The sequence below is a fragment of the Sphingomonas sp. PP-CE-3G-477 genome, from assembly GCF_003050745.1.
Lineage (GTDB): Bacteria > Pseudomonadota > Alphaproteobacteria > Sphingomonadales > Sphingomonadaceae > Sphingomonas.
This window is the reverse complement of record NZ_QAOF01000003.1, coordinates 413,687-438,480: the sequence shown is the minus strand read 5'-3', so window position 1 is coordinate 438,480 and position 24,794 is coordinate 413,687. Positions and strand designations below refer to the sequence as shown.

The 24,794-nt window shown below is 64.3% G+C and carries 19 protein-coding genes; 10 read left to right on the top strand and 9 right to left on the bottom strand.

Translation table 11 applies throughout. The features are described from left to right. Positions 1-7: 7 nt before the first annotated feature. The 4 genes from C8J45_RS09460 to C8J45_RS09445 all read right to left on the bottom strand — a co-directional run bounded on the left by C8J45_RS09460 (position 8) and on the right by C8J45_RS09445 (position 6,205). Complete coding sequence (locus C8J45_RS09460; RefSeq protein ID WP_181321176.1) at positions 8-1,654, bottom strand: FAD-dependent oxidoreductase; 1,647 nt, start codon at positions 1,652-1,654, stop codon at positions 8-10. An 11-nt stretch (positions 1,655-1,665) separates the two neighbouring features. Then, positions 1,666-4,647, bottom strand: a complete 2,982-nt coding sequence (locus tag C8J45_RS09455; protein WP_107962964.1) for a TonB-dependent receptor — start codon at positions 4,645-4,647, stop codon at positions 1,666-1,668. A gap of 75 nt (positions 4,648-4,722) precedes the next feature. Further along, a complete protein-coding gene (locus C8J45_RS09450; RefSeq protein ID WP_107962963.1) occupies positions 4,723-5,667 on the bottom strand; it encodes a FecR domain-containing protein in 945 nt (314 codons plus the stop codon). Then, a complete protein-coding gene (locus C8J45_RS09445; RefSeq protein ID WP_258191379.1) occupies positions 5,651-6,205 on the bottom strand; it encodes an RNA polymerase sigma factor in 555 nt (184 codons plus the stop codon). Before C8J45_RS09445 ends, C8J45_RS09450 begins: the two co-directional genes overlap by 17 nt. A 557-nt stretch (positions 6,206-6,762) precedes the next feature. Here C8J45_RS09445 and C8J45_RS09440 point away from each other — a divergent pair. The 4 genes from C8J45_RS09440 (at position 6,763) to C8J45_RS09430 (ending at position 9,033) form a co-directional block, all read left to right on the top strand. Then, a complete protein-coding gene (locus C8J45_RS09440) occupies positions 6,763-7,977 on the top strand; it encodes an MFS transporter (RefSeq protein WP_107962962.1) in 1,215 nt (404 codons plus the stop codon). 171 nt (positions 7,978-8,148) lie between these two features. Further along, positions 8,149-8,448, top strand: a complete 300-nt coding sequence (locus C8J45_RS09435; protein ID WP_146168604.1) for a hypothetical protein — start codon at positions 8,149-8,151, stop codon at positions 8,446-8,448. A gap of 118 nt (positions 8,449-8,566) precedes the next feature. After that, positions 8,567-8,743 (top strand): hypothetical protein, encoded by a 177-nt coding sequence (locus tag C8J45_RS19225; protein WP_181321175.1) that lies wholly within the window; start codon positions 8,567-8,569, stop codon positions 8,741-8,743. Between the two features lie 68 nt (positions 8,744-8,811). Further along, positions 8,812-9,033 carry a hypothetical protein gene (locus C8J45_RS09430; RefSeq protein ID WP_146168603.1) on the top strand — a complete coding sequence of 74 codons (222 nt, stop codon included), beginning with the start codon at positions 8,812-8,814 and terminating at the stop codon, positions 9,031-9,033. Between the two features lie 152 nt (positions 9,034-9,185). Here the strand turns inward: C8J45_RS09430 and C8J45_RS09425 are convergent, their stop codons facing one another. Continuing rightward, positions 9,186-9,437: a hypothetical protein gene (locus C8J45_RS09425; protein ID WP_107962959.1), complete on the bottom strand. Its 252-nt coding sequence runs from the start codon at positions 9,435-9,437 to the stop codon at positions 9,186-9,188. Between the two features lie 391 nt (positions 9,438-9,828). Here C8J45_RS09425 and C8J45_RS09420 point away from each other — a divergent pair, with 391 nt between their 5' ends. Then, on the top strand, positions 9,829-11,328 hold the full coding sequence (locus C8J45_RS09420; protein ID WP_107962958.1) for a sulfotransferase: 1,500 nt from the start codon (positions 9,829-9,831) through the stop codon (positions 11,326-11,328). Positions 11,329-11,359: 31 nt separating this feature from the next. On the opposite strand, the gene C8J45_RS09415 is transcribed toward C8J45_RS09420, so the two are convergent. Both C8J45_RS09415 and C8J45_RS09410 read right to left on the bottom strand, forming a co-directional pair. Then, a complete protein-coding gene (locus C8J45_RS09415; RefSeq protein WP_107962957.1) occupies positions 11,360-12,613 on the bottom strand; it encodes an aspartyl/asparaginyl beta-hydroxylase domain-containing protein in 1,254 nt (417 codons plus the stop codon). A 437-nt stretch (positions 12,614-13,050) separates the two neighbouring features. Beyond that, a complete protein-coding gene (locus C8J45_RS09410) occupies positions 13,051-16,041 on the bottom strand; it encodes a TonB-dependent receptor domain-containing protein (protein ID WP_107962956.1) in 2,991 nt (996 codons plus the stop codon). 291 nt (positions 16,042-16,332) lie between these two features. On the opposite strand from C8J45_RS09410, the gene C8J45_RS09405 reads away from it, so the two are divergent. Beyond that, on the top strand, positions 16,333-16,944 hold the full coding sequence (locus C8J45_RS09405; RefSeq protein ID WP_107962955.1) for a hypothetical protein: 612 nt from the start codon (positions 16,333-16,335) through the stop codon (positions 16,942-16,944). A 218-nt stretch (positions 16,945-17,162) separates the two neighbouring features. Here the strand turns inward: C8J45_RS09405 and C8J45_RS09400 are convergent, their stop codons facing one another. Next, on the bottom strand, positions 17,163-19,214 hold the full coding sequence (locus C8J45_RS09400; protein WP_181321173.1) for a M13 family metallopeptidase: 2,052 nt from the start codon (positions 19,212-19,214) through the stop codon (positions 17,163-17,165). Between the two features lie 390 nt (positions 19,215-19,604). Here C8J45_RS09400 and C8J45_RS09395 point away from each other — a divergent pair, with 390 nt between their 5' ends. Beyond that, on the top strand, positions 19,605-22,127 hold the full coding sequence (locus C8J45_RS09395; RefSeq protein ID WP_258191378.1) for a TonB-dependent receptor domain-containing protein: 2,523 nt from the start codon (positions 19,605-19,607) through the stop codon (positions 22,125-22,127). A 71-nt stretch (positions 22,128-22,198) separates the two neighbouring features. Further along, complete coding sequence (locus C8J45_RS09390; RefSeq protein ID WP_107962954.1) at positions 22,199-22,612, top strand: HIRAN domain-containing protein; 414 nt, start codon at positions 22,199-22,201, stop codon at positions 22,610-22,612. Positions 22,613-22,618: 6 nt separating this feature from the next. Here the strand turns inward: C8J45_RS09390 and C8J45_RS09385 are convergent, their stop codons facing one another. Next, the gene (locus tag C8J45_RS09385; RefSeq protein WP_107962953.1) at positions 22,619-23,377 is read right to left on the bottom strand and encodes a molybdopterin-binding protein; all 759 of its coding nucleotides are present in this window, start codon (positions 23,375-23,377) and stop codon (positions 22,619-22,621) included. A gap of 51 nt (positions 23,378-23,428) precedes the next feature. Here C8J45_RS09385 and map point away from each other — a divergent pair, with 51 nt between their 5' ends. Beyond that, the gene (gene map / locus C8J45_RS09380) at positions 23,429-24,256 is read left to right on the top strand and encodes a type I methionyl aminopeptidase (RefSeq protein ID WP_107962952.1); all 828 of its coding nucleotides are present in this window, start codon (positions 23,429-23,431) and stop codon (positions 24,254-24,256) included. A gap of 250 nt (positions 24,257-24,506) precedes the next feature. Beyond that, positions 24,507-24,782, top strand: coding sequence for a BrnA antitoxin family protein (locus tag C8J45_RS09375; protein ID WP_107962951.1), 276 nt, complete (start codon positions 24,507-24,509; stop codon positions 24,780-24,782). Positions 24,783-24,794: the final 12 nt, after the last annotated feature.

The window sequence follows — 24,794 nt, the reverse complement described above, 5'->3', positions numbered from 1 at the left end:
ACTGGCGTCAGTCGTTCAAGGTCAGCACCTGCCCCTCGCCGTCCAGGCGGGCGCGCAGCGCGGGATAGGAGACGTCCTGCACCGCGATCTTGCCCCGGATGGCGAGGTCTGCGGCGGCGGCGGCGGACTGGCCGAGGATCATGAACACGGGCTCCATGCGGATCGTGCCATAGGCGATGTGCGAGGCGGAAAGCGCGACCGGTACGAGCAGGTTCGTCGCCTGCCCGCGCCTGGGTACGATCGCGTCGTAGCCGATCGGGTAGGCCTGCTTGACCGGCACCTCGATATTGCCCTCGTTGCGCGCGAAACCGCGGGCGTCGACGATGCGCTGCACGTTATGCGAGTCCATCTGGTACGATCCCATGCCGATCGGTCGAGGCGTGGACTTGATGCCGCGCACGTGCGGTTCGGCCATCACGAAGTCCGACACCATCCGCCGCGCTTCGCGGACGTACATCTCGCGCGGCCAGCCGCCATTGGCGACGAACTCGTCCCTGCATAGTCCCCAACTGGACATCGTCGTGCGCGTGTCTTCGGGAACGCCTGGATCGTTCGCCATGAACCAGAGCAAGCCCTGCTGGTAGCGCGTGTGCTCCTGCGCGATCGCGGCGCGTTCGGCGTCATTGCCCTCGGGATAGCCGTAATTCATGCCGATATCGTCCATCGAGAACGCACCGAAATTGTTCACGTCGGCCTTGCCGTTTGGAATGCGGTCGAACTTCCCGAAGAAATCGCGATACCCCGCATCCATGTAGCGCTTGAGAAGAGCATACTGGCCCGGATCATAGCCCGTCGGCTTCGGCAAAGTGATGCGATTGCCCGGTACGTCGGTCAGGCACAGCCGATAGGTGTACGCCTGGATCTTCGCATCCGCGCTGCCGTCGGGCGCGGTTTTTGCGGCACTGATCCTCGGCAACAGCCCGCTCTTCGGATCGCCCGCCACGCGGTAGGGATCGATATCGAGCATGAACTGATGGCTCTCCGCATTCTTCGCCTGCACGCCGTTGAGCGTTTCGCCGTACGTCGCATTCGCCTCCCGCCCGGTCGTGAACGAGACGCCGGCGCCGGCCATCAGGTCGCCTTCGTAGCTGGCGTCGATGAACACGTGCCCGGCGAAGCGCTGCCCGCCGATCGTGCGAAACGCGACGATCCGCCCGTCGCGCAAGTCCACGCCGCCGGTCCGATCGAGCGGCCGGTTGCGAACGACGGTCACCCCTTCGCTGCGAACCCAGTCCTCCAGGATGCGTTCGGCGACCTTCGGTTCGAACTGCCACATCGCCTCGTTATCGACGAAGTTCTCGCCGCGTGCCGGGCGCGGCGCCTGTACCCATGCTGCGGGATCGTCGTAATGATGCTTCACCCGGCGGTAGAATTCGAGCGCCAGTCCGCCGATCGCGCGGTGGTTGCCGGTGTCCGACCAGCTCAGACCGTTGGTCGTCATCCCGCCGAGGTGACCGTCGCGACAGACCAGAGTGACCGACCGTCCCAGCCGGCGTGCCTCGATCGCGGCGATCACCCCGCCCGCGGTGCAGCCGTAGATGATGATATCGACTGGTTTGGCAGCGACGGGCCCAGCGGACTGGACAGGTGCTGACTGGGCCGGAAGCGCCGTGCCGAGCAGGACAGCGATCGTTGCGAGGAAGCGGATACGCATGGGGCTCATCCTCAAAACGTTGCCGCGACGCCGAAGAACACGCGGCGGTCCTCGCGCGCCGAGTAGAACAGGCGTTGCGGCGTCTGCAGATATTGCCGATCGACCTCGCGAGTCAGGTTGATCCCTTCGATCGTCAGCCGGACGGTCTTGGTCAAATTGACCTGCCCGGACATGTCGAGCTGCCCCCGTGCCGCGGCGTAGGGGCTGCCCCCCGAGTTCGCGCCACCCTGGCCGATCAGATACTTGCTGCGCCGGATATAGGCGACGCGCAGCATGAACGTCTTGTCCTCGTAGAACCCGATCAGATTGTAGCTGTTCTTCGAAAGCCCGGGCAGTGGCAGCGCGGTCTTCGTCGCCTCGTCGATCAGCGGCGTCTTGCTGTCGACATAGGTATAATTGGCCTGGACACCGAGATTGTCGAACGGAGCCGGGAGAAACCGCAGCGACTGTTGAAACGCGACCTCGAACCCCTTGATCTTGCCCGACGACCCGTTAATCGGCTGGGTGATCTGGAACAGTCCGTAAGGTTGCCCGGTGCTCGGCTCGATCTGGTCGGAGAGTCCGCCGATGAATTCGCTCTGCGTGACGTTGATCGTGAAGGAATCGACGTTCTTGTAGAAGCCGGCAACCGTCAGCGCGCTGGACGGCGCGAAATACCATTCGAGCGTCGCGTCATATTGCGTCGCCTCGAACGGACGCAGCGTCGGATTGCCGCGCGACCCGGTACGCGAGACCAGCAAGGGTACGAAGCTGACCCCGACATCGTTCAGATTGGGCCGCGCCACCACCTTGGCGGCTGCCAACCGAAAGGTCAGATTGTTGCGCAGGTCGAGCGAGGCGTTGGCGCTCGGCAACCAATAGTCGAACCGCGATTTCGCCAACGTCGGCTGCGTGTCCGAAAGGTACCCGGACGATATCCGTTCGAACGTGATGTAGCGCACGCCCGCATTGCCGGCGAGCGGCAGGCCACCGATCGTCCCGGCGACATTGGCGCGTGCGTAGAAGGCGAGCGTGTCCTGTTCGACGTCCTTGATCGATACCCGCCCGAACGGGATGGCATCGGCGCGCGGCACCGGCAGCCCGAAGGCGTCGCGTGCGACATTCTTGTCGACCGTGCCCCCCAGGATATCGCGCGGAAAATCTCCGCCCGCCCCGGGGAAGAAGCTGCCCTGCCTGTCGTTATAGTCGAGCCCCGGGAGTTCATCGACGGTGATGATCCCGTCGCCATTGCGGTCGTGTTTCCCGATCAGGCTCGCGGCGGAAGGCAGGCTTTGCGGGGTCTCCGAATAGAATTGAATCTTCTCGTAGCGACTGCCGACCTGGATCGATTGCAACGGCCCCCAACTGGACAGGATCGTGAAATCGACGCGTCCGTCGTACCCGGTGTTGTTGGTGACGTTGTCGCCGTCGAAGACCGACGCGAGCTGATATTGCGCAGGATCGTTGACGTCGAAGTTGGACGTCAATGCGAGGTTCGGGACCGCATTCCCCTTGCTGAAATCGATCGCGGCGCTGGCGACCCGTCCCGCGCGCGGCACGACGACATAGGTGAACGATGCCCCCGGCCCGCCATCGGTGCCGCGTCCCTTGCTGTAGGACGCATCCGCGCTGACCTTGACGATGTCGCCGTCGTACTTCGTCGAGGCGCCGAGATTGGTCGATCGGAATTCGGTCGGTTCGTCGTAGACGAGCGGCCGGACGATGACGTTGTTGAACGTCCCGCTGACGATCGTGCCATCCTTGTCCGCGACCGCGCCGACATCGTTGTCGTTGAGCAGGACCTGATAGTTTGCGCTCTGCCGCTCGCGCTTCAGCCGTGAATAGGTGCCGTCGAGAACGATCTCCCATTTGTCGGCGGGACGATACTGGATCGAACTGTTGAGCGTCAGCCGCTGCTCCGCGCGGTCGAAGATCCGCGCCATGAAGCGGTTCGGCCGGAACAGGCCGGGATCGTTCACCCCGTCGCCATTGCCGTCGATATTGTTGGTTCGCGACCAGCCGCCGGAGTCGAACGAATAGCCGCGCGTGTGCGTGTTCGAATAGGCCGCACTCGCGAGCACCCCCAGCGTATCGCTGAAATTCTTCGAGACCAGCGCGGAGCCGCGATAGCCCAGATGATCCGCCTGATCGGTATAGGCCCCCTGCAACCGACCGCTCACGACCAGATCGGCGAGATCGAGCGGTCGCTTGGTCTTGAGATTGACCGTCGCGCCCAGCGCGCCTTCCGGCATGTCGGCGGTCGGCGACTTCGAGACGACGATACTCGATATGATCTCCGGACTGATCGATTCGAGCGACGCGTTGCCGCCCGCGCCCGGCCCCAGCAGCGTACGACCGTTGATCTCCAGCCGGTTCTGCGAAATGCCGCGCACGGTGAAGGTCGATCCGTCGCCCTCGCGCCGCGTGATCTGCACGCCGCTGATGCGGCTCATCGATTCCGCGACGTTCTGGTCGGGCAGCTTGCCGATGTCCTGTGCGGTGATGACGTCGACGATATTGCTCGCCGCGCGCTTGACGTTGATCGACTCCTGCAACGAGGCGCGGATGCCGGTGACGACGATGTCCTGCTCCGTGGCGGGAGAGACGACCGCGGGCTCCTGCTGCGGCGGCGCGGCGATCTCATTCACAGGCGCTGCGATCTGCTGCGCCACGACGGGCATGAGGGCGATCCGGGACGCGACAGGTTGGCGTCGCTTGAGCGTGATCGCCCCGCCGGTCTTTACCGGAACCAGGTTCGTACCGGCGAGAAGCATCTTCAACGCGGCGGACACGTCCATCGCGCCCTGCACGCGATTGGTCGTGACACCGGCAGCGACCGGCGTGGAAACGAGGATCTGGATGCCCGCCTGATGCGCGAACAACAGGATGCCCGAGCTTGCGGGTTGCGCCGGGACGTCGAAGCGGCGCGTCTGCGCGCTTGCCTCGACACTGGTGGCAGAGCAACAAATTGCTGCGGCGCTTGCGCCGAACAGCCACGACCGTACGATTCTCATCCCGGCATCCCCCTAATATGGAGGCGCCTGTTTCCGGCGCTCTCCACCATAAGAGCCTGCCACCGGCGGTTTCCGTCAGTGCGTCGGCAGTTTGGTCCGCTCGATCCGAATTTCGTCGGGCGAAACGGTCACCGAGACGCCGAGCGAGGCGGCCAGCGTCGCCGCAAAATCCTCCGGCTTGTCGATCTGGAACAGCCCGATCAGCCGTTCGTGGGCAAGTGCCGGATCGACGACCACCAGTTGCTGGCGATTATAGCGGTTGAACTGCTCGACCGCATGACCCAGCGTATCGTTCTCGAGCGATATTTCGCCGTTCCGCCACGCCAGCGCGCGCGTGATCTGCACCGGCGCGGTCCCCACTTCGGGCGATACGCCGCCGGCATGGAAACTGGCATATTGCCCTGCCTGCAGGATCGTCAGCGCGCCGCTCTCCCCGCTTGGCCAGACAGCGACGACGCCCTCCGTCACCGTTACCTGCACGCCGCTTTCGCTGCGATCGACCGAAAAGGCGGTGCCGACCGCACGCACCTGCGCGATGCCGGCATCGACGATAAAGGGACGCTTGCGATCCTTGGCGACCTGGAACCAGGCCTGTCCGCGACCGAGCACGACCCGGCGGCTGTCGCTCACGAACGCGACGCGCAGATCGCTGTCGGTGTTGATCGTCGCCACCGACCCATCGACCAGTGGCAGACGTCGGATCTCGCCGCGTCCGGTCGCGACATGCTCGCTCGTGACGCTCGACCAGCCGATCAGTCCGACCGCGGCCGCCGCGATCGCGCCGCCTATGCCGATGAGCATCCGACGCCGAGCCGGGCGCGCTTCGAACGCATCGGCGATATCGTCCGGCGCAGGCGCCAGCGCAGTATCGAGCGCGCTCAGCGCGGCCATCGCCCGCAAAAGCATCCCCGCATGACGGGGGTCGCTGGCCAGCCACGCCTCGAGCTCGTGCTGCCGACCGGGGTCCAGCGGATGGCGCAGCGCCCATGCCGCTGCGGTCTGTTCAGCGCGATCCGACACGCGTCTCTCCGTTGGGCAGGAGGAAATCATTCTCCGCGGGCGGGTCTGTCAGCGTCTTCAGGATCGCGCGCAGGCTCCGGCTGGCCTCATTCTCGACGATGGTCTCCGAGATGCCGAGCGTGTGGGCGATATGCTTCTGGCTGAGACCGTCGACCCGGCGCATCACGAATATACGTTGCGCGCGCTCCGACAGCTTCGCCAGCGCGGCTCGAACGCGCGCGAGTTCGTGCCGGGCCGCGACCGCGCGCTCGGGCGACGGCAGATCGCTTTCGAGCGTTTCCGCCAGTGCATCGGACATCGATTCGATCCGGACGACGCGCGTCCGTTTACGTTGCGTGTTGAGCAGGTTGCGCGCCATCACGAAGACATAGGCGCGGGGCGAGGTGATGTGCGATACATCGGAAAGCTGCGCGAGCCGGCAGTAACATTCCTGCACGATGTCCTCCATGTCCTCCGAAACGACCAGCCGACGGCGCAGCCAAACGCGAAGGTCGCGTTCATGCGGCAGTATCTCGCGTCCCACCCATTCGGCCAGCACCTCGCGTTTCGTCGCCCGTCTCCTCTCCCTATACCATGAGCTTCGACGACGCCGTTTCCGTCAAACTCCCTGATCTCACGCCCGACCATGGTCCTCGAATACGAGGTAAGTCGAATCTACTTGTTGAACACTGCGCCCCCAAACCAGCGAACGCTCTGTCTCGATTGATCACTACCGGTCATGCCAACTCATGATCAATCGCCGGCTGATGCGTGAAAACAGCGGCACGCGACGGGGCGCGACTATCATGAAGACGCTGTCGGCGCTCTGCACCGATACGGCGTCAAGAAGGTCGGATGACCAGACCATCGTGTCGATCCTTACACGACCAGCTGACGTCAAAACCGCATCCGGATGGTTCGACGACCGCGAACAACGCCGATTGAATGATGAGTACGACTCATCATCGCATCAACTTCACGGCAAATTGTCCGGCTCGTCGAACTCGCCTACTTGCGACGTATCGGCCTCGACACGGGGCCGTCAGTACCCGGCGAAAACGCGGGCCGCCGATGATTATCCTTCGGCTACATTCCAGATCGAACAAGGACTGCCGCATGGCCACCCTCGTTGCTGCCCCGGCGACCACATCCGACACCTCATCCGATGGCGCCCGCCCGGCGCATTGGGGTGCCGTCTACGCGATGGCGCTGTGCAGCTTCGTGCTGGTCGCCTCCGAATTCCTGCCCGTCAGCCTGCTCAGTCCGATCGCGGAGACGCTGCGCCTGACCGCGGGCCAGGCCGGACAGGCGATCGCCATTTCGGGCGTGTTCGCGGTGGTCACGAGTCTCGGTCTCTCCGTGGTGCTCGGGCGCATCGACCGGCGCCGCGTCGTGCTGGCGCTGATCGCGGTGCTGATCGTGTCGGGGGCGATGGTCGCGTTTGCCCCGAGTTACCTCGTGTTCATGACGGGTCGCGCGTTGCTCGGCACCGCGATCGGCGGGTTCTGGTCGATGTCTGCGGCGATCGCGATCCGGCTTGTGCCCGCGGAGGCGGTGGGCAAGGCACTGGCGATCATGAGCGGCGGCACCGCGCTCGCGACTGCGCTCGCCGCCCCGCTCGGCAGTTTCCTCGGCACCATGATCGGCTGGCGTGGCGCATTCTTCTGCGTGGTACCGGTCGCCGTCGCAGCACTCGTCTGGCAGGCGATCGTGCTGCCGAAGCTGCCCGTCGCCGAACGTCAATCGGCGCGCGCGATGCTCGGGTTGCTGCGGAACCGCGCGGTCCTGCTCGGGCTGTTCGCCGTCGCCATGCTGTTCGTCGGGCAGTTCGCCCTGTTCACCTATCTCCGGCCATTCCTCGAACAGGTCACGCACGTCGGCGTCACGATGCTGTCGGTCATGCTGCTGATCGTCGGCGCATCCGGCTTCGTCGGCACGGTCGTGATCGATCGGTTCGTCGTCCAGCGCCTCTTCCTCACGCTTTGGCTGCTGCCCGCGGCGATGGCATTTGCCGCGGTTGGACTCGCGCTGGCGGGGGCATCGACAGCCGCGACCGCAGCGCTGCTCGCGGTGTGGGGCTTTGCCGGAACCGCGGCGCCGGTCGGCTGGTGGACGTGGCTCGCCCGAACCCTGCCCGACGATGCCGAAGCGGGCGGTGGCCTGATGGTCGCGGTGGTCCAGTTGGCGATCACGCTCGGCGCCACGGTCGGCGGCGTGGTGTACGACACGATCGGCGCAGGGCCCGAGTTTCTCAGTAGCGCCGCATTGCTGGCCATAGCCGCGATCGCAGCCCTCGCCGTCGCTCGGCATGATCGCCCTGCGCAGGCTTGAAGCGACAAAGTTGGCAGTAGAGAACGAACGATCCACCGCACCCGTACCGATGGCGCTTCTCCCACCGCCGGGTGCGGGAACGCACATGCTTTCCGGAACGAAGCGCCCGAACGCAATTCATCGCGCGCTCCAGTGCAGCGAGCGCATCCGCGCCCGGCATAGTCTGGACGCTTGATCGCGGACACGCCAGCACGGTCGCCTACCGGGGGGCCGGAGACAGTGATTGTGTTGAAAACCATGTGGAACATGCCCGCCGCGTTGTTGCGGACGAGCACCTCGGACGACGGAACAGCATGCGGCGACGAGCAACTTGCGTCGGGATCGCTCGAACAGATGATCGGAGCCTTCGACGCGCAAGACGGCACCGATGTCGACGCGATCGTCATCAAATGCGCAGGCCGCGATCGACCGATTACGGCACAGGAAATTCGAGACCTGCGGCGGGACCGCGTCACGACGAAGGCGGCTTGAGCCGCGCCGCCAGATCGAGCCACGCTCGTACGAACGCTCGGATACCTCCGTCTGGCGCAATCGCTGTTGAACACAATGCAGTTGCACCCCGCCGGGTGGACGACCACGTGGAGGATTGATGCTGCGACGCAGCAATGTTTCTCCCGAGGTTTCAATGTTTTCCCTGATCGCCCTCTACTTCGACTATCGCCGTCTGCAGGCCGCCCGCGCTCTGACGCTCGCTACCGGTGCTGCGCAACCGATCCAGCCGGCGAACGATCGTGGATCGAACCGAACCGTGGCAAGCGCCGCTTAACGCGACGTTGCCACTGGTGCGCTCGCCCCGCTGAGCTATGCAGGGTGGACAGCGACATCGAGGTACACATGGCAGCAACGATCATCACCCCGACCGGCCCAGGCGCAATGGAAGCCGGCCTGGTTCTCGACGAAGACGGCGGCCGCTTCGTCGTGCTGACGTTCAAGGAACCCGCGGGCGAACCGACGCTGGTCACCTTTACGGTCCCGATCTTCCGCAACTATGTCGAGCACCTCGTGCGCACGGCAAAGGCGGCGGATGACGAAGCCAATTGGGGCATACCCGGCTGACAATGCAGACCGGCTGGGTATGCGCGCATTCCAGCAGTCGAAACCGCGGCCATCGGCGGGGCGCAACTATCGGCAGCGCGATACGATGCGACGAGCGTCGAGCGGCAGGCCGCGCTCAAACAGTCGAGAACGACGACGCCGGCGACGCGAGATCAATTGCTATCGGCGTCGTCGTCTTGACTGAAAAGCAGCACCGCAACACCGGCGACCCCCGCCAGGATACCGCCAGCAATATAGCCCCCTCCCGGCACCCCGCGGGCCGGGCGAGCGGTGGTGTCCGAGGCGACCGTGTCCGGTGCGGTCGCAACGCGAGGTGGAACGGCGACCAGCCCGGGATTTGCCATCGCGACGCCCGAAACGCTAGCGAAGGCGAACGCCACTATAATCCGGATCGTTCTCTGCATTTCGCTCCCCTTTCGGCATGGTCGAAATGTTGCACGGCATACCCATAGAGTCCAGCGCACCGCGTAATAGATTTTGTGAACCTTGGACATCCTCCCGATTATATCGAGCATTTACACGAAGCTACGTGGAACTTGATGATAATCATCGGTGCTGCAGTACACCGACGAACTTATCCATCAAATCAGAGAATACCCCACTTCGAAGACGCTGCTTTGTTTTCCGCTGCAGCAGATATCTGGAAGCCATTTTTTCAGGATCGCAAGCGGATCTCAACGATCCTCCCGTCTTAACGCTTACGGGCGACCTTGCCCGGAATTGGCGTGGCGCCGTAGACCGCATATCCGACATCTCGCACTACTTTCCATTCACCAGATATTGGGCCAGAAACGCATGGATGATCGATCGGCCGACCCCGCTGCGCGTGCGCGCATACCCGTGACGACGACAACCGAACTGAAGGCACGGGCCGTGCGGGCGCTGCGGGCCGGGCAAGTTGACGACGGCATTGCCGCGTACGGCGCACTGCTCGCGGTGGCGCCCGGCGACGCGGATTCCTGGTATAATCTCGGGTATCTATTGCGATGTGCACGCCGGTTCGAGGAGGCCGTAGCGGCGTATGCCACCGCGCTCGAGCACGGGATCGCGCGCCCCGAAGAGGTGCGACTGAACCGCGCGATGATCCTCTCGGAATTTCTCGAGCGAACCGATGAGGCAGAGGCGGAACTGCGCAACGCGATCGCGATCGCGCCGCGGTTCGTGGCAGCGCGATTGAACCTGGGCAATTTGCTCGAGGACAGTGGCGAGGCCGGCGCCGCGCGCGCGGTGTACGGCGACGCGTTGACGATCGATCCGCGCAACGGTCGAGCGCTCGCACGACAGGCGGCCATCGACGTCTTCGAGGGGCGCGCGGCGCTGGTTCCGGCGCGGTTGCGCACAGCGCTCGCAGATGCACGGTTACCGGTCGATGCACGGGCGGAGATCGGGTTTGCGCTGGGTGGCGCGCTCGACGCCGGGGGCGCGTATCCGGATGCGTTCGCAGCATATGCGGAGGCCAATCGGGCGGCGGCGGCGGGCGCGCATCCCTCGCTGCGCTATGACCGTGCGGCGCATGAACGGTTGGTCGATGCGTTGATCGCCCTGCCACCAAGTTCCAGCAAGACACGCGGTGAAGCACCGGTGTTCATATGCGGGATGTTCCGATCGGGGTCGACTCTGGTCGAGCAGATCCTGGCGCGGCACAGCCAAGTGACAGCGGGTGGCGAGCTGGATGTCATTCCAGCAATGGCGGTGGCAATCGGCGGATATCCGGGAGCGCTTACGACGATGGACGACGATGCGTTCGGCATGCTTGCGGCGCAGTATGTGGCCGAAACGCGCGCGCTACATCCGGACGCGGCCATGCTGACCGACAAGCGACCCGACAATTTTCTGCACATCGGCCTGATCAAGCAGATGTTCCCCAATGCGCGGATCGTCCACACCACCCGCGCACCGCTCGATACGATGCTGTCTGTCTATTTCCTCTATTTCGACGACAGCATTACGTATGGCCATCAGCTCGGCGACATCGCGCATTGGTATGGCCAGTATCGGCGGCTGATGGCGCACTGGCAGGCCTTGTATCCAGGCGATATCCACGACGTGTCGTATGACGACGTCGTCCGTGCGCCACAGCCGACGATCGCCGCATTGCTCGAATTCTGCGGATTGCCATGGGAAGACGGGGTGCTGTCGCCAAGCCAATCGCGGGCGACGGTGCGCACCGCGAGCGTGTGGCAGGTCCGCCAGCCGCTCCACCAGCGATCGTCGGGGCGATGGCGGAACTACGCAGGCGAGTTGAGAGCGCTTCGGCCCGAGCTGGGAATATTTGCAGCGGGTCTCGACGACTAGATCGCCATCGCGGCACCCTGTTTGGCCGACCTTAGGGGGCGACGCCCCCCTGCCCCGTGATGCGAAATACGTCCTTCAGCATGGCCTGCTCCGCAACGGTGAGATGCGGGTTCCAGACATCGAAGATCAGCACGATGCGTGCATGATCGCTGTCGTTCCAGGCTTCGTGCTCGATCGTGTCGTCGAACCCGAATGCCTCGCCTTCGCGCCATGCACGCGTCTCGCCGCCGACGCGAAAGCGGCAATCCTCAGGGACGACCAGCGGCAGGTGGACGATGGTCCGCGTGTTGGTGACGCCGGTGTGCGCGGGGATGTGGGCATGCGGGCGCAGGATCGAGAAAAACGCGGTAGGCGCCTTGCCGGGGATGTCGGTCTGCGGAACCGAGGCGAGCGCAGCGGCGGTCTCGGGGCAGCGTTCGCAGACCTCGTCATTGCGAACCCCGTATTCCCAAAGGAAACACGCACTCCAATCGAGATTGTTGTCGAGCGCGGTCCAGCGGTTGTGCGGCGTACCACTGTCCATGCGGACATATGGGCGGATCGCGGGAATGCCGTCGGCAACGAGCGCGAGTGCCTCGGCGCGGATTGCCGGAACGCGTGCTTCGAGATCGCCGAACCACGGAAACAGCGCGCGGTCGAAGAACTCGTCGGCAGGCAGGAAGGGGAAATGCAACCCGGTGCACTGGTTCGTATAGATCGCGCGGCGACCGAGCATGTGATCGACGCAGGCGGCCATCCTTCGCGATGCGGAGCCGGCCAGCGCGGTGTCGATCTGGCGGCCGAGAGCAGCGGTGTGTTCGGCCAGGAACGCACGTCCGCGGGCCAGCGCGTCCTCGATCGCCGGCGGGCGATCGGGCATCGCCGCGGCCATCTGGACGACGCCAGACCAACCCGTCGCTGCCGCGATCATATCGCCCCGGCGCTGATGAAGTTCGGTCATCCGCAGATGCGCCGTGAAGTTGAGACGATCGATCGACAGCGCACGCGCGAGGCTGTCATGCTCGGCATCGTCCGCGCCCCGCGCGCGGTGCACTGTGGCCTGATTGATCCACAGCACGGGCTGGCCGGGATCGGCGGCGGCCGCACCGGCAAAACAACGCAAGGCAAAGTCGAGATCGTCATCCGCAAGGGCGCGCATGCCGCGTGCGTTGAGGATTTGGGGATGGTCTGGCGCAGCCTGAAGCGCCTCGTCGAGCAGGCGGTGTTCGTCCGCGGTCCTTCCCTGCTGACGCGCGGTCATCGCCGCTCCGATGAGCGAGTGCGCGCGGGGGGGAAGCGAGGCCATGCTTCGCGCTATCGCCAACGTCGGGGCGGTGCAAGCAGGAGTGCGGATCGTTGCACGGGGGCGATGCGCATCGGGCCGATCGTCGGTCGAGCCGCTTCTGGCGCACATCATGCCGACGAGCGTGTGGCGTCGAGTACCAGGATCAGCGTTCGCTATCCCGGAGCCTCTTGCGGCCGAAAAGGACCGGCAAAATTCATCGGTCCGCCCTGCCTTCACGCCGCGCCGGAATCGCCCGCAGCCTCTGGACGCAGCGTTACCGTTTCCGTCGGGGCCTCATCCTTACAGCACAGGATATCGCGGATGCAGTGCCTTTCGTCGAGCACGGCAAAGTGATTTGCAGCGTTCGTTTTGCTCGGAAGTAGCCTGGACGACGACCCAACGAAAAAGGGGGCGGCCGTGAAGCCACCCCCTTTCCGATAGTTTAAATCAAGCCGCGATTAGAAGCGGAGCTTGCCCGACACGGTGAACAGACGACCGATCGCGTCGTAGGTTGCCGGGTAGGTGTTGCCACCGTTGTACGCGGTCGAACCAGCCGACGAACCAACCAGCGGCGCGTCCTTGCCAGTCAGGTTGCGGACGCCCGTCGTCATCGTGAAGTTGTCGTTCACTTCGAACTGAACCGACAGATCGAGGTAGTTGTAAGCCTTGATCTTGTTGAAGTTGTACGACTGGCCTGCGAGCGGCGAAGGTCCGGTGACCGTGCCGTTGAACAGGTTGCGCGACGTAGCCGAGAAGCCACGTGCGGCGAAATCGTCCGCCTGGCCCTCATACTGTACCGCACCCAGATGGCGCCAGAGCAGCGACACCGTGCCAGGCCCGAACGACAGGCTGGTACGCTGGTTCCACTGATATTCCGGCTGGATCGATGCGCAGTTGGTGCTGAAATAGCCTACGCAATCGCGGTTGTAGCCGGTCGGCGACGCCTGGAACTTGCGATGCGCGGTCCAGGTGCCCTGGAAGCCGATGTTCAGACCGAAATCACCGAACTCATGCGCGTAGTTCGCAGTCAGATCGATGCCGTCGGTCGACAGGCGCCCACGGTTGGTGAGCGGCTGAGGCAGGCCGGGGATCGTTGCGCTGGATCCGCTCAGACGACCGTTTCCACCACGACGGATCGAGGTACATGCTGCCGACGCAGCCTGTGCCGCGGTGATCGCCGTCGGGTTCGTCCCGAAGCACTCGCCCAGGATGTCGCTCGGCACAGCCGAAGTGATCGCGTTCTTCACCTTGATGTTGAAGTAGTCGACCCCGATGCTCAGGCCCGGAACGAGACCACGCGGCTGGATGAGGACACCGAACGTGTAGGTGTCGGCCTTCTCCGGCAGAATGTTCGGGTTGCCACCACCGGTGACGTTGACCTGGCCCGACGACGGCTCCTGGATCAGGCCGATCGAACCAGCCCCGGCACCCTGGCCGATGCAGGCTGCGGTCAGGTTGGCATTGCCGAGCGGACGCGCACCGACGCAGGGGTCGAGACCAGGTGCCAGGTTGTCCAGGCCGGTCGAGACGGGCGAGAACAGCTCCTCGATGTTCGGCGCACGTACCGCACGCTGGTAGTTGCCGCGGAACTTCACTTCCTTGACGGGTTCGAAGCTACCACCGAACTTGTAGGTGGTGGCGTTGAAGCTCGGGTTGTTCGCAGCCTGGACCTTGTAGTCCGAGTAGCGGACGCCGGCTTCGAGCGTCAGCGAATGGAAGAACGGACGATCGGCGACGAGCGGCGCGATGATTTCGCCGAACAGTTCGCGAACGTCGTAGCTTCCCGAGAACGGCAGGACTGCACCACCGGCACCACCCAGCTCGCCTGGCGAAAGGGCATAGGCGTCGGGGATACGATCGTAGCTGTACTTGCGATACTCCGCACCACCAGCGAACGCGATCGGCTCGTTGGCGAACGGCGAGGTCGTGCCGAAGTCACCGTTCAGAACGGCCTTTGCCTGCGACAATGCGGTCTTGATCTGGATCGTGCTGCGCGCGTTCAGGAACGCGGCCTGACCAGACGAAATCGAACCGGCTGCACCGAACAGGTTCAACGGTACGCAGCCATTGGTGATGACGTTGCAGGTCGTCGTGTTGGTCGCGTTCAGCGCCTGCTGGACGCGCGACGTGAGAACATAGCCCGACTGGGTCTGGTTCAGTTCGCTTTCGCCATATGCGCCCGAAACGTCGAGCTTGACGTGATCGGAGAAACGGAGACGCAGGCCAGCCTTATAATCGAAGATGGTCGTCGTGTAGTCCGAAACGCGCGGTCCGAGCTCGACCGAACGGCGATACACTGCAGGCAGCAGGATCGCAGGGTTGGTGTTGCATGCCGCACCCAACGCGATGCCGTTGTTGGTGCAAAGCTGATCGCGGATGCCAGCAGGCAGATACGGATTGTTGCCGGGGATGGTCAGCTCTTCACCGAAAATACCCGACGGTGCGATGATCGTGCTGACCGTGTTCTTCGAGAACAGGCCACGCGTGTAGACTTCGAGATTGTCGTTGATCTCGTAGTTCGCCTGCGCGAAGATGTTGTAACGCTTAAACGGCGTCTGGAAAATGTTGTACGGGTTGAAGTTGAACCCCTGGTACTGCGGGACCAGCGCGGTGCCGCCCGGATTGACCTGGAGATCGGCGGTCGGGAACGAGATCGTGGTCGGCACCGAGGTGAACGACGAGCCTGCCGCGACACCGGTTGCCGAGTTGATGCCGAATACCGAGACGTCGCGTGCGCCCTGATACAGGGGATCGGCTTCCTGGTAGCCCAGGCTCAGTACGGCGTTACCGCGGCCATCGTCGAAGTTCGCGCCGACCGTGAGATCCGCACGGAGGTAGTTCGTATCACCCTGCTCGCTGATCTGCTGGCTGGCCGAAGCCTCCATGCCCGCGAAGTTCTTCTTGGTGATGAAATTGGCGACACCCGAGACGGCATCGGCACCATAGGTGGTCGATGCACCGCCGGTCAGGACGTCGACACGCTGGAGCAGCGCGACTGGGATGTTGTTCAGATCGACGGTGCCGCTGGCGGCTGCCGGGACGAGACGATCGCCGTCGAGAAGGACGAGGTTACGCTGCGTACCGAGGTTGCGCAGGTTGATCGATGCGAAGCCGCCATTGCCGTTGTTGGTGGCCGACCCGATGCCGGCGACCGCACCCGGAAGCTCGCGGATGACCTGCTCGACATTGTTGATGTTGCGCAGCGTCAGCTCGTTCTCGGAGACCACGTTGACCGGGCTCGACGAAACGAGGTTGGGATTGCTGATGAGCGTGCCGGTGACGACGATGTCCTGGCCTTCTTCAGCAGGCGCCGGCGTGTTTGCGTTGTTTGAAACCTGCTGGGTTTCCTGCGTCGCCGGAGTGACCTGCGCGAGTGCTGGCGTGGCGGCCAGCGCGGCACCGGCGAACAGCGTCGTGTTCAGCAAATGAGAACGAAAGCGTAGCGTCATGATAAAACCCCTTAGTGCTGCCCCTGATCGGCAGCCGCATGTAGCCCGGACGTACGTGCGCCCGGTTCTGCCCCGTGTGTAAGCTGGGAACCATTTGGTCCGCAACGGGCGTTTACTGAGCTGCAACGCTTTACGACACATTGTTGCGAATGGGACACAGCACGACGCCGTGCTGCTGTATCGCTCTTGCGCGCCAGCAAGATCCGGTCGAAGCAGCCGATGTTGATCGCGCCCGTCGCGATGCCGATCGGTTGCGCAGCGGGTCGATCGAACCCCGATAGGAATTGACGAATGACCGACCGACCGATCCGGATGCCGACCTTGCTCGCATCGGCGTTCATGCTGCCATTGGCAGCGATGGGGCTGACCGGATCGGCGCACGCCGCCTCCCGCGGTACGGAATCGGTCAAGGCTGGCGGATCGGCGTCGACGATGCTGATCGATCAATTGACCGATTGCCGTGCGCAGACCGTCGACGCGGACCGCCTCGCCTGCTTCGATCGTACCGTCGCTGCGGTTGTGGATGCGCGGCGCAAGAAGGATATCGTGATCCTCGATCGCACCGAGGTCCGCAAGGCCAAGACCTCGCTGTTCGGATTTTCGCTGCCATCGATCAAGCTGTTTGGCGGCGGCAAGGACGACGAGCAGTTGAAGCAGCTCGTCGGAACGATGCACAGCTCGACCGTGTTGCAGGGCGGCCTTATCAGGTTCGAACTCGGCGATGTCTCGACGGGCGAAGGCACTGCGAAGGACGGCGGCAATACGAGCCTTTGGGAAACCGTTGAGCAGGTGATGCTGCCGCCACGCCGCGGCGACACGGTGACGATCAAGGCCGGCGCGCTGGGCAGCTATGTCGCGACCGCACCGGGACGGCGCTCCGCTCGCGTTCGCCGCATTCGCTGATACGGCGAACGTCGCCGGCCGCCTCGCCGACGGCTCAACGGTGGGCACATCGAGATTTCGCGAACAGGACGCGGTGCAGATCGGGCCGCTCCACCACCGAATGTCGAAACAGCCCGGACGCTACATGACTCCCCGTCCGTTCGTCCGGAACCGCTTCAAAAAAGCAGCTCCGGACGAACCATCGGGTTTCGATCAGGCGGCGCCAACGCCGCCGCGCGTCACCAGATATGCACGCGCTGCGCTGGTGCCAGATACAGCGCCGCGCCGGGCTTCACGTTGAACGCGGTGTACCAGGCGTCGACGTTCCGGACGATGCCGTTGACGCGGTAGAATGGCGGCGAGTGCGGATCGGTCAGCAGCCGTGCCCGTGCCGCGCCCTCACGCAGCTTCGCCTGCCACGCCTGTGCATAGGACAGGAAGAACCGCTGGTCGCCGGTCAGCCCGTCGATCACCGGTGCCTTGCCGTGCACCGCCTGGTATTTCTGATACGCGGCATAGGCCGTCTCCACGCCGCCGAGATCGCCGATATTCTCGCCGAGCGTCAGCGCACCCTTTACGTGCACGCCGGGAATCGGCTCATACGCGTCATACTGCTTCGAAAGCGCCGCCGTACGCTGCGTGAACGCGGCCCGAGCCTCGGGCGTCCACCAGTTCTCGAACTTGCCGGACGCGCTGAACTGGCTTCCCTGATCGTCGAAGCCGTGGCCCATCTCGTGACCGATGATCGCGCCGATCGCGCCGTAGTTCACCGCGGCATCGGCCTTCGGATCGAAATAGGGCGGTTGCAGGATCGCCGCCGGGAAGGTGATCTGGTTGTTGAGCGGATCATAATAGGCGTTCACCGTCTGCGGCGTCATGCCCCAGAGCGTACGGTCGACCGGCTTGCCGAGCCGCGACAGTTCGAGCTGATGCTGGAACTCGCCCGAGCGGATCGCATTGCCGAGCGGATCGCCGCGCACGACCTTCAGCGATGCATAGTCGATATACTTGACCGGATGACCGATCCGCGGATCGAACGCGGCGAGTTTCGCCAGCGCCTGCGTCTTGGTCGCCGGATCCATCCAGCCGTTCGCGCCGATCCGCTCCTTGTACGCGGCGCGAAGATTGGCGATCAGCTCGCCCATCTTCGCTTCGCTCTCGGGCGGGTAATGGCGCTTCACATAGACCTCGCCGACGGCCTCGCCCATCGTGCCGTTGACCATCGCGATGCCGCGCTTCCACCGAGCACGCTGCTGCGGCTGGTCGGCGAGCGTCTTGCCGAAGAACTCGAAGCTCGCCTGGTCGAATGCCTTGGGCAGCACGTTCGCGCTGGACGACGCGAGGCGGAACTTCATCCAGTCCTGCCACGTCGATACGGGCGTGCCGGCGAACAGCTTGCCGAGTTCGGTCAGCGCGGTCGAATTGGTCATGTAGACGATCGGGAAATCGCCATAGCCCGCGGTCGACATCAGCAGCGGCCAATCGAAGTCCGGCGCGAGCGCCTTGCGACCGGCGGCGTCCATCGGCTTGAGCATAGCCTTCAGATCGCGCGACTGGACCGGCGACCATTGAACCTTAGCCATCGCGGTTTCGAGCGCGACGATCCGGTCCGCCCTCGCCGACGCGTCCGGTATGCCCGACAACGTCAGAATCTTCTCGACATACGCGCGGTACGCGGTGCGGAAAGTGTCGTACTTCGGACCCTGTTCCAGATAATAGTCGCGCCCGCCCATGCCGAGCGAGCCCTGCCCCGCGGCAACCGCATACCGCTTCGGATCTGCGGGATCGGGCAGCTGGCCGACCTCGACCGGCGCGGCATAGCCGACCGTGGAGAACAGCACCTGAAGCTTCTGCTTGTCGGTCGCCGCGTCGATCTTCGCGAAATAGGGCTTCAGCGGTGCCGCACCGGCGCGCTCGATCGCCGCCTCGTCCATGAAGCTCGCATAGAGATCGCCGAACTGCTTGGCGCCGGGGCCGACCGCCGCCGGATCACGCGCCGCATCGTCGAGGATCGTGCGGACCTGCTGCTCGGCTTGGTCGGCCAGGATGACGCTGCCGCCGGCCGATGTGCGATCCGCCGCGATCTCGGTCCGCTTGTTCCAGCTTCCGTTGGCATAGGTCCAGAAATCGTCGCCCGGCTTCACCGACGTGTCGGCGGCGGTGAGATCGATCCCGAAACTGCCGTAACGCGTGCCGGCCGGCGCGGGCGGGGCAGCCTGTGCGAACGCCGGCACCGATAGCGTCAGCGTGGCAACGCTCAGCAACAACCGCGAGATAGAGGTGATCGCCATTAAAACTCCTTGAGGACCGAAAGAGAGAAAGCGGGTTTGCCGAAAACAGGGCAGATCGATGCACGGTTCGCGCGTCGATGAGACGAGCAAGCGTTGCGATCGGCCAGTTGGAACAGGTCGGATACGAAAGATCCAGAGCAAACTGCAAAGGCTCCCGAACGAGCGATGACGGCCCTCTGGCCGGGAACGATACGCCTCCCTTATTTTCATGATCATATGTAAGCGTTTGTGCCTGTTGCCAGACTCGTACGAGCAAACCGACGTGCTAAAAACCGCATCACGACGCCAAAATACAACCGATTGCAGAAAATGTGTTGCAATCGGTTGCAGTAGAAATATGGAGGCCTTGCAGATCGCGTGGCACGCGACGATTCCAAAGGGAGAGGCATAATGCGGATCACGAATTTGCTCACGGGTACGGCGCTGATGCTGGTTGCTCAGGCGGGCGCGGCACAGACGGCCCCAGCCGTTCAGGCGGGGACCACGGACCAGGCGACCAGCCAGACTGCAGCGCAACCCAGCGACCAGTCGGCCACCACGGACAATAACACCGACATCGTCGTGACCGGCGTCGCGCGCGGCACGAACCGGCTGGACACGTCGGTATCGGTCAGCTCGATCAGCGGTGACCTCACGACCAAGCTCGCACCGCGCAGCACCGCCGACATCCTGCGCAACCTCCCCGGCATCCGGGTCGAGGCGTCGGGTGGCGAAGGCAATGCCAACATCTCGGTGCGCGGCCTGCCGGTCGCGTCAGGCGGTTCGAAGTTCCTCCAGCTTCAGGAAGACGGCCTGCCGATCCTCGAATTCGGCGATATCGTCTTTGGCAACGCCGACATCTTCCTGCGGACCGACCTGTCGCTTTCGCGGATCGAGTCGGTGCGCGGCGGTTCGGCGTCGACCTTCTCGTCCAATTCGCCGGGCGGCATCATCAACTTCATCTCGAAGACCGGCGAGGAGGATGGCGGCGCCTTCCAGATCTCGAGCGGGATCGACTACCGCGAATTCCGCACCGATTTCGCCTATGGTGGCCATATCGATCCGTCGACCCGCTATGAGCTCAGCGGGTTCTACCGGCTGGGCGACGGCCCGCGCAACGTCGGCTACGACGCGATGCGCGGCGGGCAGATCAAGGCGAACATCACCAAGGAATTCAACGGCGGCTATGTCCGCCTGTACGGCAAGTATCTCGACGACCGCGGTATCGCATACCTGCCCAACCCGGTCCGCGTGACGGGCACGAACAGCGATCCGACCTATACCAACCTGCCGAACTTCTCGATCAACGAGGATACGCTCCACAGTCGCTATATCCAGAACGTCCTGACGCTCGATGGCGACAACCAGCCTACCCGTCGCGACCTTTCCCAGGGCATGCACCCGGTCGTGAAGTCGGTCGGGTTCGAGGGCCAGGTTGAGATCGCCGACGGCTGGAACCTGACCGATCGGTTCCGGTATTCGGATATCTCGGGCGACTTCACGTCGCCCTTCCCTGCCAGCGTCGGCGATGCACAGACGACCGCCAATGGGCTCGCCGGCGCCGGTGCGCAGCTGTTCTACGGCAGCGGCCCGCTGGCGGGACAGCGGATCACGACGCCGTCGACGCTGGGCGGCAACGGCCTGCTCGCCAGCGTCGTGCTGTTCGACGTCGACCTGAAAAGCCTGAACAACATCACCAACGATCTGCGTCTCAACGGCGATTTCGCGCTCGGCGGCGGCAAGGTCAGCGTCACCGGCGGCTTCTATGCCTCGCGACAGGACGTGAAGACCGACTGGCTGTGGAACTCGTTCTTCCAGTCGGTGCAGGGCAATGGCGATTCGGTGCTCGTCGACGTCCGCACCGCCGCCGGCGTTCCGGTCACGCAGAACGGCTCGCCCGGCTATTCGGCGACCTTCTTCGGCAATTGCTGCCGCCGGTCGTACGACATGCAGTACGACACCTACGCCCCGTTCGCGCAGCTCGGCTACGAGATCGGCAAGTTCAACGTCGATGGCAGCGTCCGCTATGACTTCGGGCGCGCGCATGGCAGCATCTCGGGTGCGGAAGTGACGGGGGTCAGCGGGCTCGAAACGCTCGACCTGGACGGCAACGGCGTCATCAGCGCACCCGAGCGCTCGGTCGCCTTCATCCCGGCGAACACGACCGCACGGATCAAGTACGACTATGGCTATCTGTCCTACTCGTTCGGCGCCAATTATCGCCTGTCGCAGACGATGGCGCTGTTCGCACGGTACAGCCGCGGCGGTCGCGCCAACGCCGATCGCCTGCTGTTCGGTCCGCTCGTCAATACCACCACCGGAGATCTGGTCGACGGCGCCAAGCCATACGACTTCGTCCGTCAGGCCGAGGGCGGCGTGAAGATCAACGTCGGTGCCGCCGCGTTCTACGCCACCGTCTTCCACGCCAAGACGCAGGAAACCAACTACCTCCTGTCGCAGCAGCAGTTCACCAGCCGCGACTACAAGGCGACCGGCGTCGAGCTGGAGGGCCGTGTGCGGCGCGGGATCTTCTCGCTGGCGGCGGGTGGCACCTATACCGATGCCAAGATCACGCGCGACGCGACCGATGCGACGATCGACGGCAACCGTCCCCAGCGGCAGGCGAAGTTCGTCTATCAGGCGACGCCGCAGATCGATCTGGGCCGCTTCACGATCGGTGCCAACGTGATCGGCACCACGTCGAGCTACACGCAGCCGGTCAACCAGCTGAAGATGCCCGGCTATACGCAGGTCAACGGCTTCCTGTCGGTGCGCCCGACCGACGGCGTGACGCTCAACGTGAACGCCAACAATCTGTTCAACGTGAAGGGCATCACCGAGGCGGAAGACGCCGCGATCCCCGCGAACGGCATCGTCCGCGCGCGTTCGATCAACGGTCGCACGATCTCAGCGTCGGCACGCTTCGACTTCTGAACCGACCACCACCAAGCCGGCCCACGCATTTCGAGACTTTCGATCCGCGTGGTGCCGGCCTAGTGTACGGCATGGACGAATTGACGCTCAGCGTGGTCGGCATCGACTTTCCGAACGCGGACAAGAGCAAGAGCAACCGGCGGATGGAGCTGTTGCTCTGTCAGCCCGGCGAACCGGTCGACCTGCGGCGCGAACCCAAGAACCCACACGACGCCAACGCCGTAGCCGTCTTCAGCCTGCGCGGCGTGCAGATGGGATATCTGTCGGCCGAACGCGCGCCGCTGATCGGGCGGCGCATGCAGCAGGAGGAGCATGTCGCGGTGTTCCAGGCGCTGACCGGCAGCATGGGCTATGTCCGTATCCGCTTCGGCGGCGGCGCGCCTACCCTGCCGGAACCGGGCGAGTCCCCGCCGCCCTCACGCTCCGCGCCATACGATCCCGACCTGTTCTATCCCGATCCCGACGGTCCCGAATGGGGCGCCTGAGCCGCGTCAGATACCCTGTGCGGTAACGACCCGACCGGTGGCCTCAAGATCGCGCGTCAGGTCCGCGAGACAGCGGTCGACCAGCGCCTCGTCCGAACTCCGCACGACGAAATTCACGCCCGTCCTGCCATCGCGAAAGAACGGATAGCTGCCGATCGCAACGCCCTCATGCGTCTTCTCGGCATCGCGCAGGATATCCGCGACCTCGCTCTCCGCGACCCAGCACCCGATCGTCTTCGATACCACCGGGCGCCCGCCCTCCAGCGTGCCCGTGAGCGCGTCGAGCATCCCCGCGGTGATGTGCGGCACGCCCGCCATGATGAAGATGTTGCCGATCCGGATCCCCGGCGCGCCCGACACCTTGTTGTCGATCAGGTCCGCGCCGACCGGCACCCGCGCCATCCTTGCGCGCGCCTCGGTGAGCCCGCCGCGCGTCGCGTAATAGGCCTCGAGCACCGCCATCGCGCGCGGATGATGCTCGACCGCGACGCCCAGCGCCTCGGCGATCGCATCCACCGTGATGTCGTCGTGAGTCGGCCCGATCCCGCCGGTCGTGAACAGGTAATCGTTGCGCGCGCGCAGGATGTTGACCGCCTCGACGATCGCCTCGGTCTTGTCGGCGACCACGCGCACTTCGGCGAGGCGGATGCCCTGCACGTTCAGCCAGGCCGCGATCTGCGCGACGTTCTTGTCCTGCGTGCGGCCCGACAGGATCTCGTCGCCGATGATCGTCAGCGCGGCCGTCCAGATGCGTTCCTCTACCATGCCCCTCGCATAGCCTCGCAAAACCGCGCCCGCCACGCTATATCGCGCGTCATGACCGAATATGTAACCGTCACCTCGGACCAGCCCGACGCACGCACCGGCGCCATCAAGCTGCACGGCCCCGCCGCCTTCGAAGGCATGATGAAGGCGGGTCGCCTTGCTGCCGAGACGCTCGACATGATCGTGCCCCACATGGTGCCGGGCGTGACCACAGCCGAGATCGACCGGCTGATCTACGACTTCATTGTCGCCGGCGGCGGCGTGCCTGCGACGCTCGGCTACCGCGGTTACACGCACAGCGTCTGTATCTCGATCAACCACGTCGTTTGCCACGGCATCCCGAGCGAGAAGACGCTCAAATCAGGCGATATCGTCAACGTCGACGTCACGCCTCTGCTCGACGGCTGGCACGGCGACACGAGCCGGATGTACCTGATCGGCGACGTGCCGATCAAGGCGCGCCGCCTCGTCGAAGTCACCTACGAATGCCTGATGATCGGCATCGAGCACGCCAAGCCCGGCAACCGCATGGGTGACGTCGCCAACGCGATCCAGCGTCACGCCGAAAAGCACCGCTACGGCGTGGTCCGCGATTTCTGCGGCCACGGCGTCGGCCGCCTGTTCCACGACGCCCCCGAAGTCGTCCATGTCGGCAAGCCCGGCACCGGTCCCGAGCTTCGCCCCGGCATGATCTTCACGATCGAGCCGATGATCAACATCGGTCGCCCGGACGTGAAGCTGCTCGACGACGGCTGGACCGCGGTCACGCGCGACCGTTCGCTGTCCGCGCAGTTCGAGCATTCGATCGGCATTACCGAAACGGGATGTGACATCTTCACGCTAAGCCCCAAGGGCTACACGCAGCCGCCTTACGGTTGATACGGCGATCAGCGGGCGTCGCAAACCGCGGCTCTGCCCTATGGCCGATCATTCACCGCGGCACTCTCCCCCCACCGTCATCCTGACGAAAGTCAGGACCCAGAGCCACAAGGCTCCGCACTCGGTTACCCTGGATCCTGACTTTCGTCAGGATGACGGGATCTGGAGGGGCCGGCCCGGCACATGGCAACGAACGACGCTTTCGTTTAAACCCACCTGCGCCGCGCCCATGCGAAGGAGTTGCGCCGTTATGGCTGGTGATACCCCCGAGGTCGTATTCGACGATGACAATCCCGAATGGACCGAAGCCGATTTTGCGCGGGCACGGCCGATCGCAGAATTCCCGGAATTGGCAGCGGCCTTTCCGAACGGCAGTAAGTCGCGCGGCCGGCCAAAGGGCCCCGTAACCTCTGGCAAGTCGCTCGTATCCCTCCGGCTAGACAACGACGTGCTCGAAAGGTTTCGCGCGAGCGGACCCGGCTGGCAGTCGCGGATCAACGAAACGTTGCGCGCCGCCAAGCCATAAGCGGGATAATTA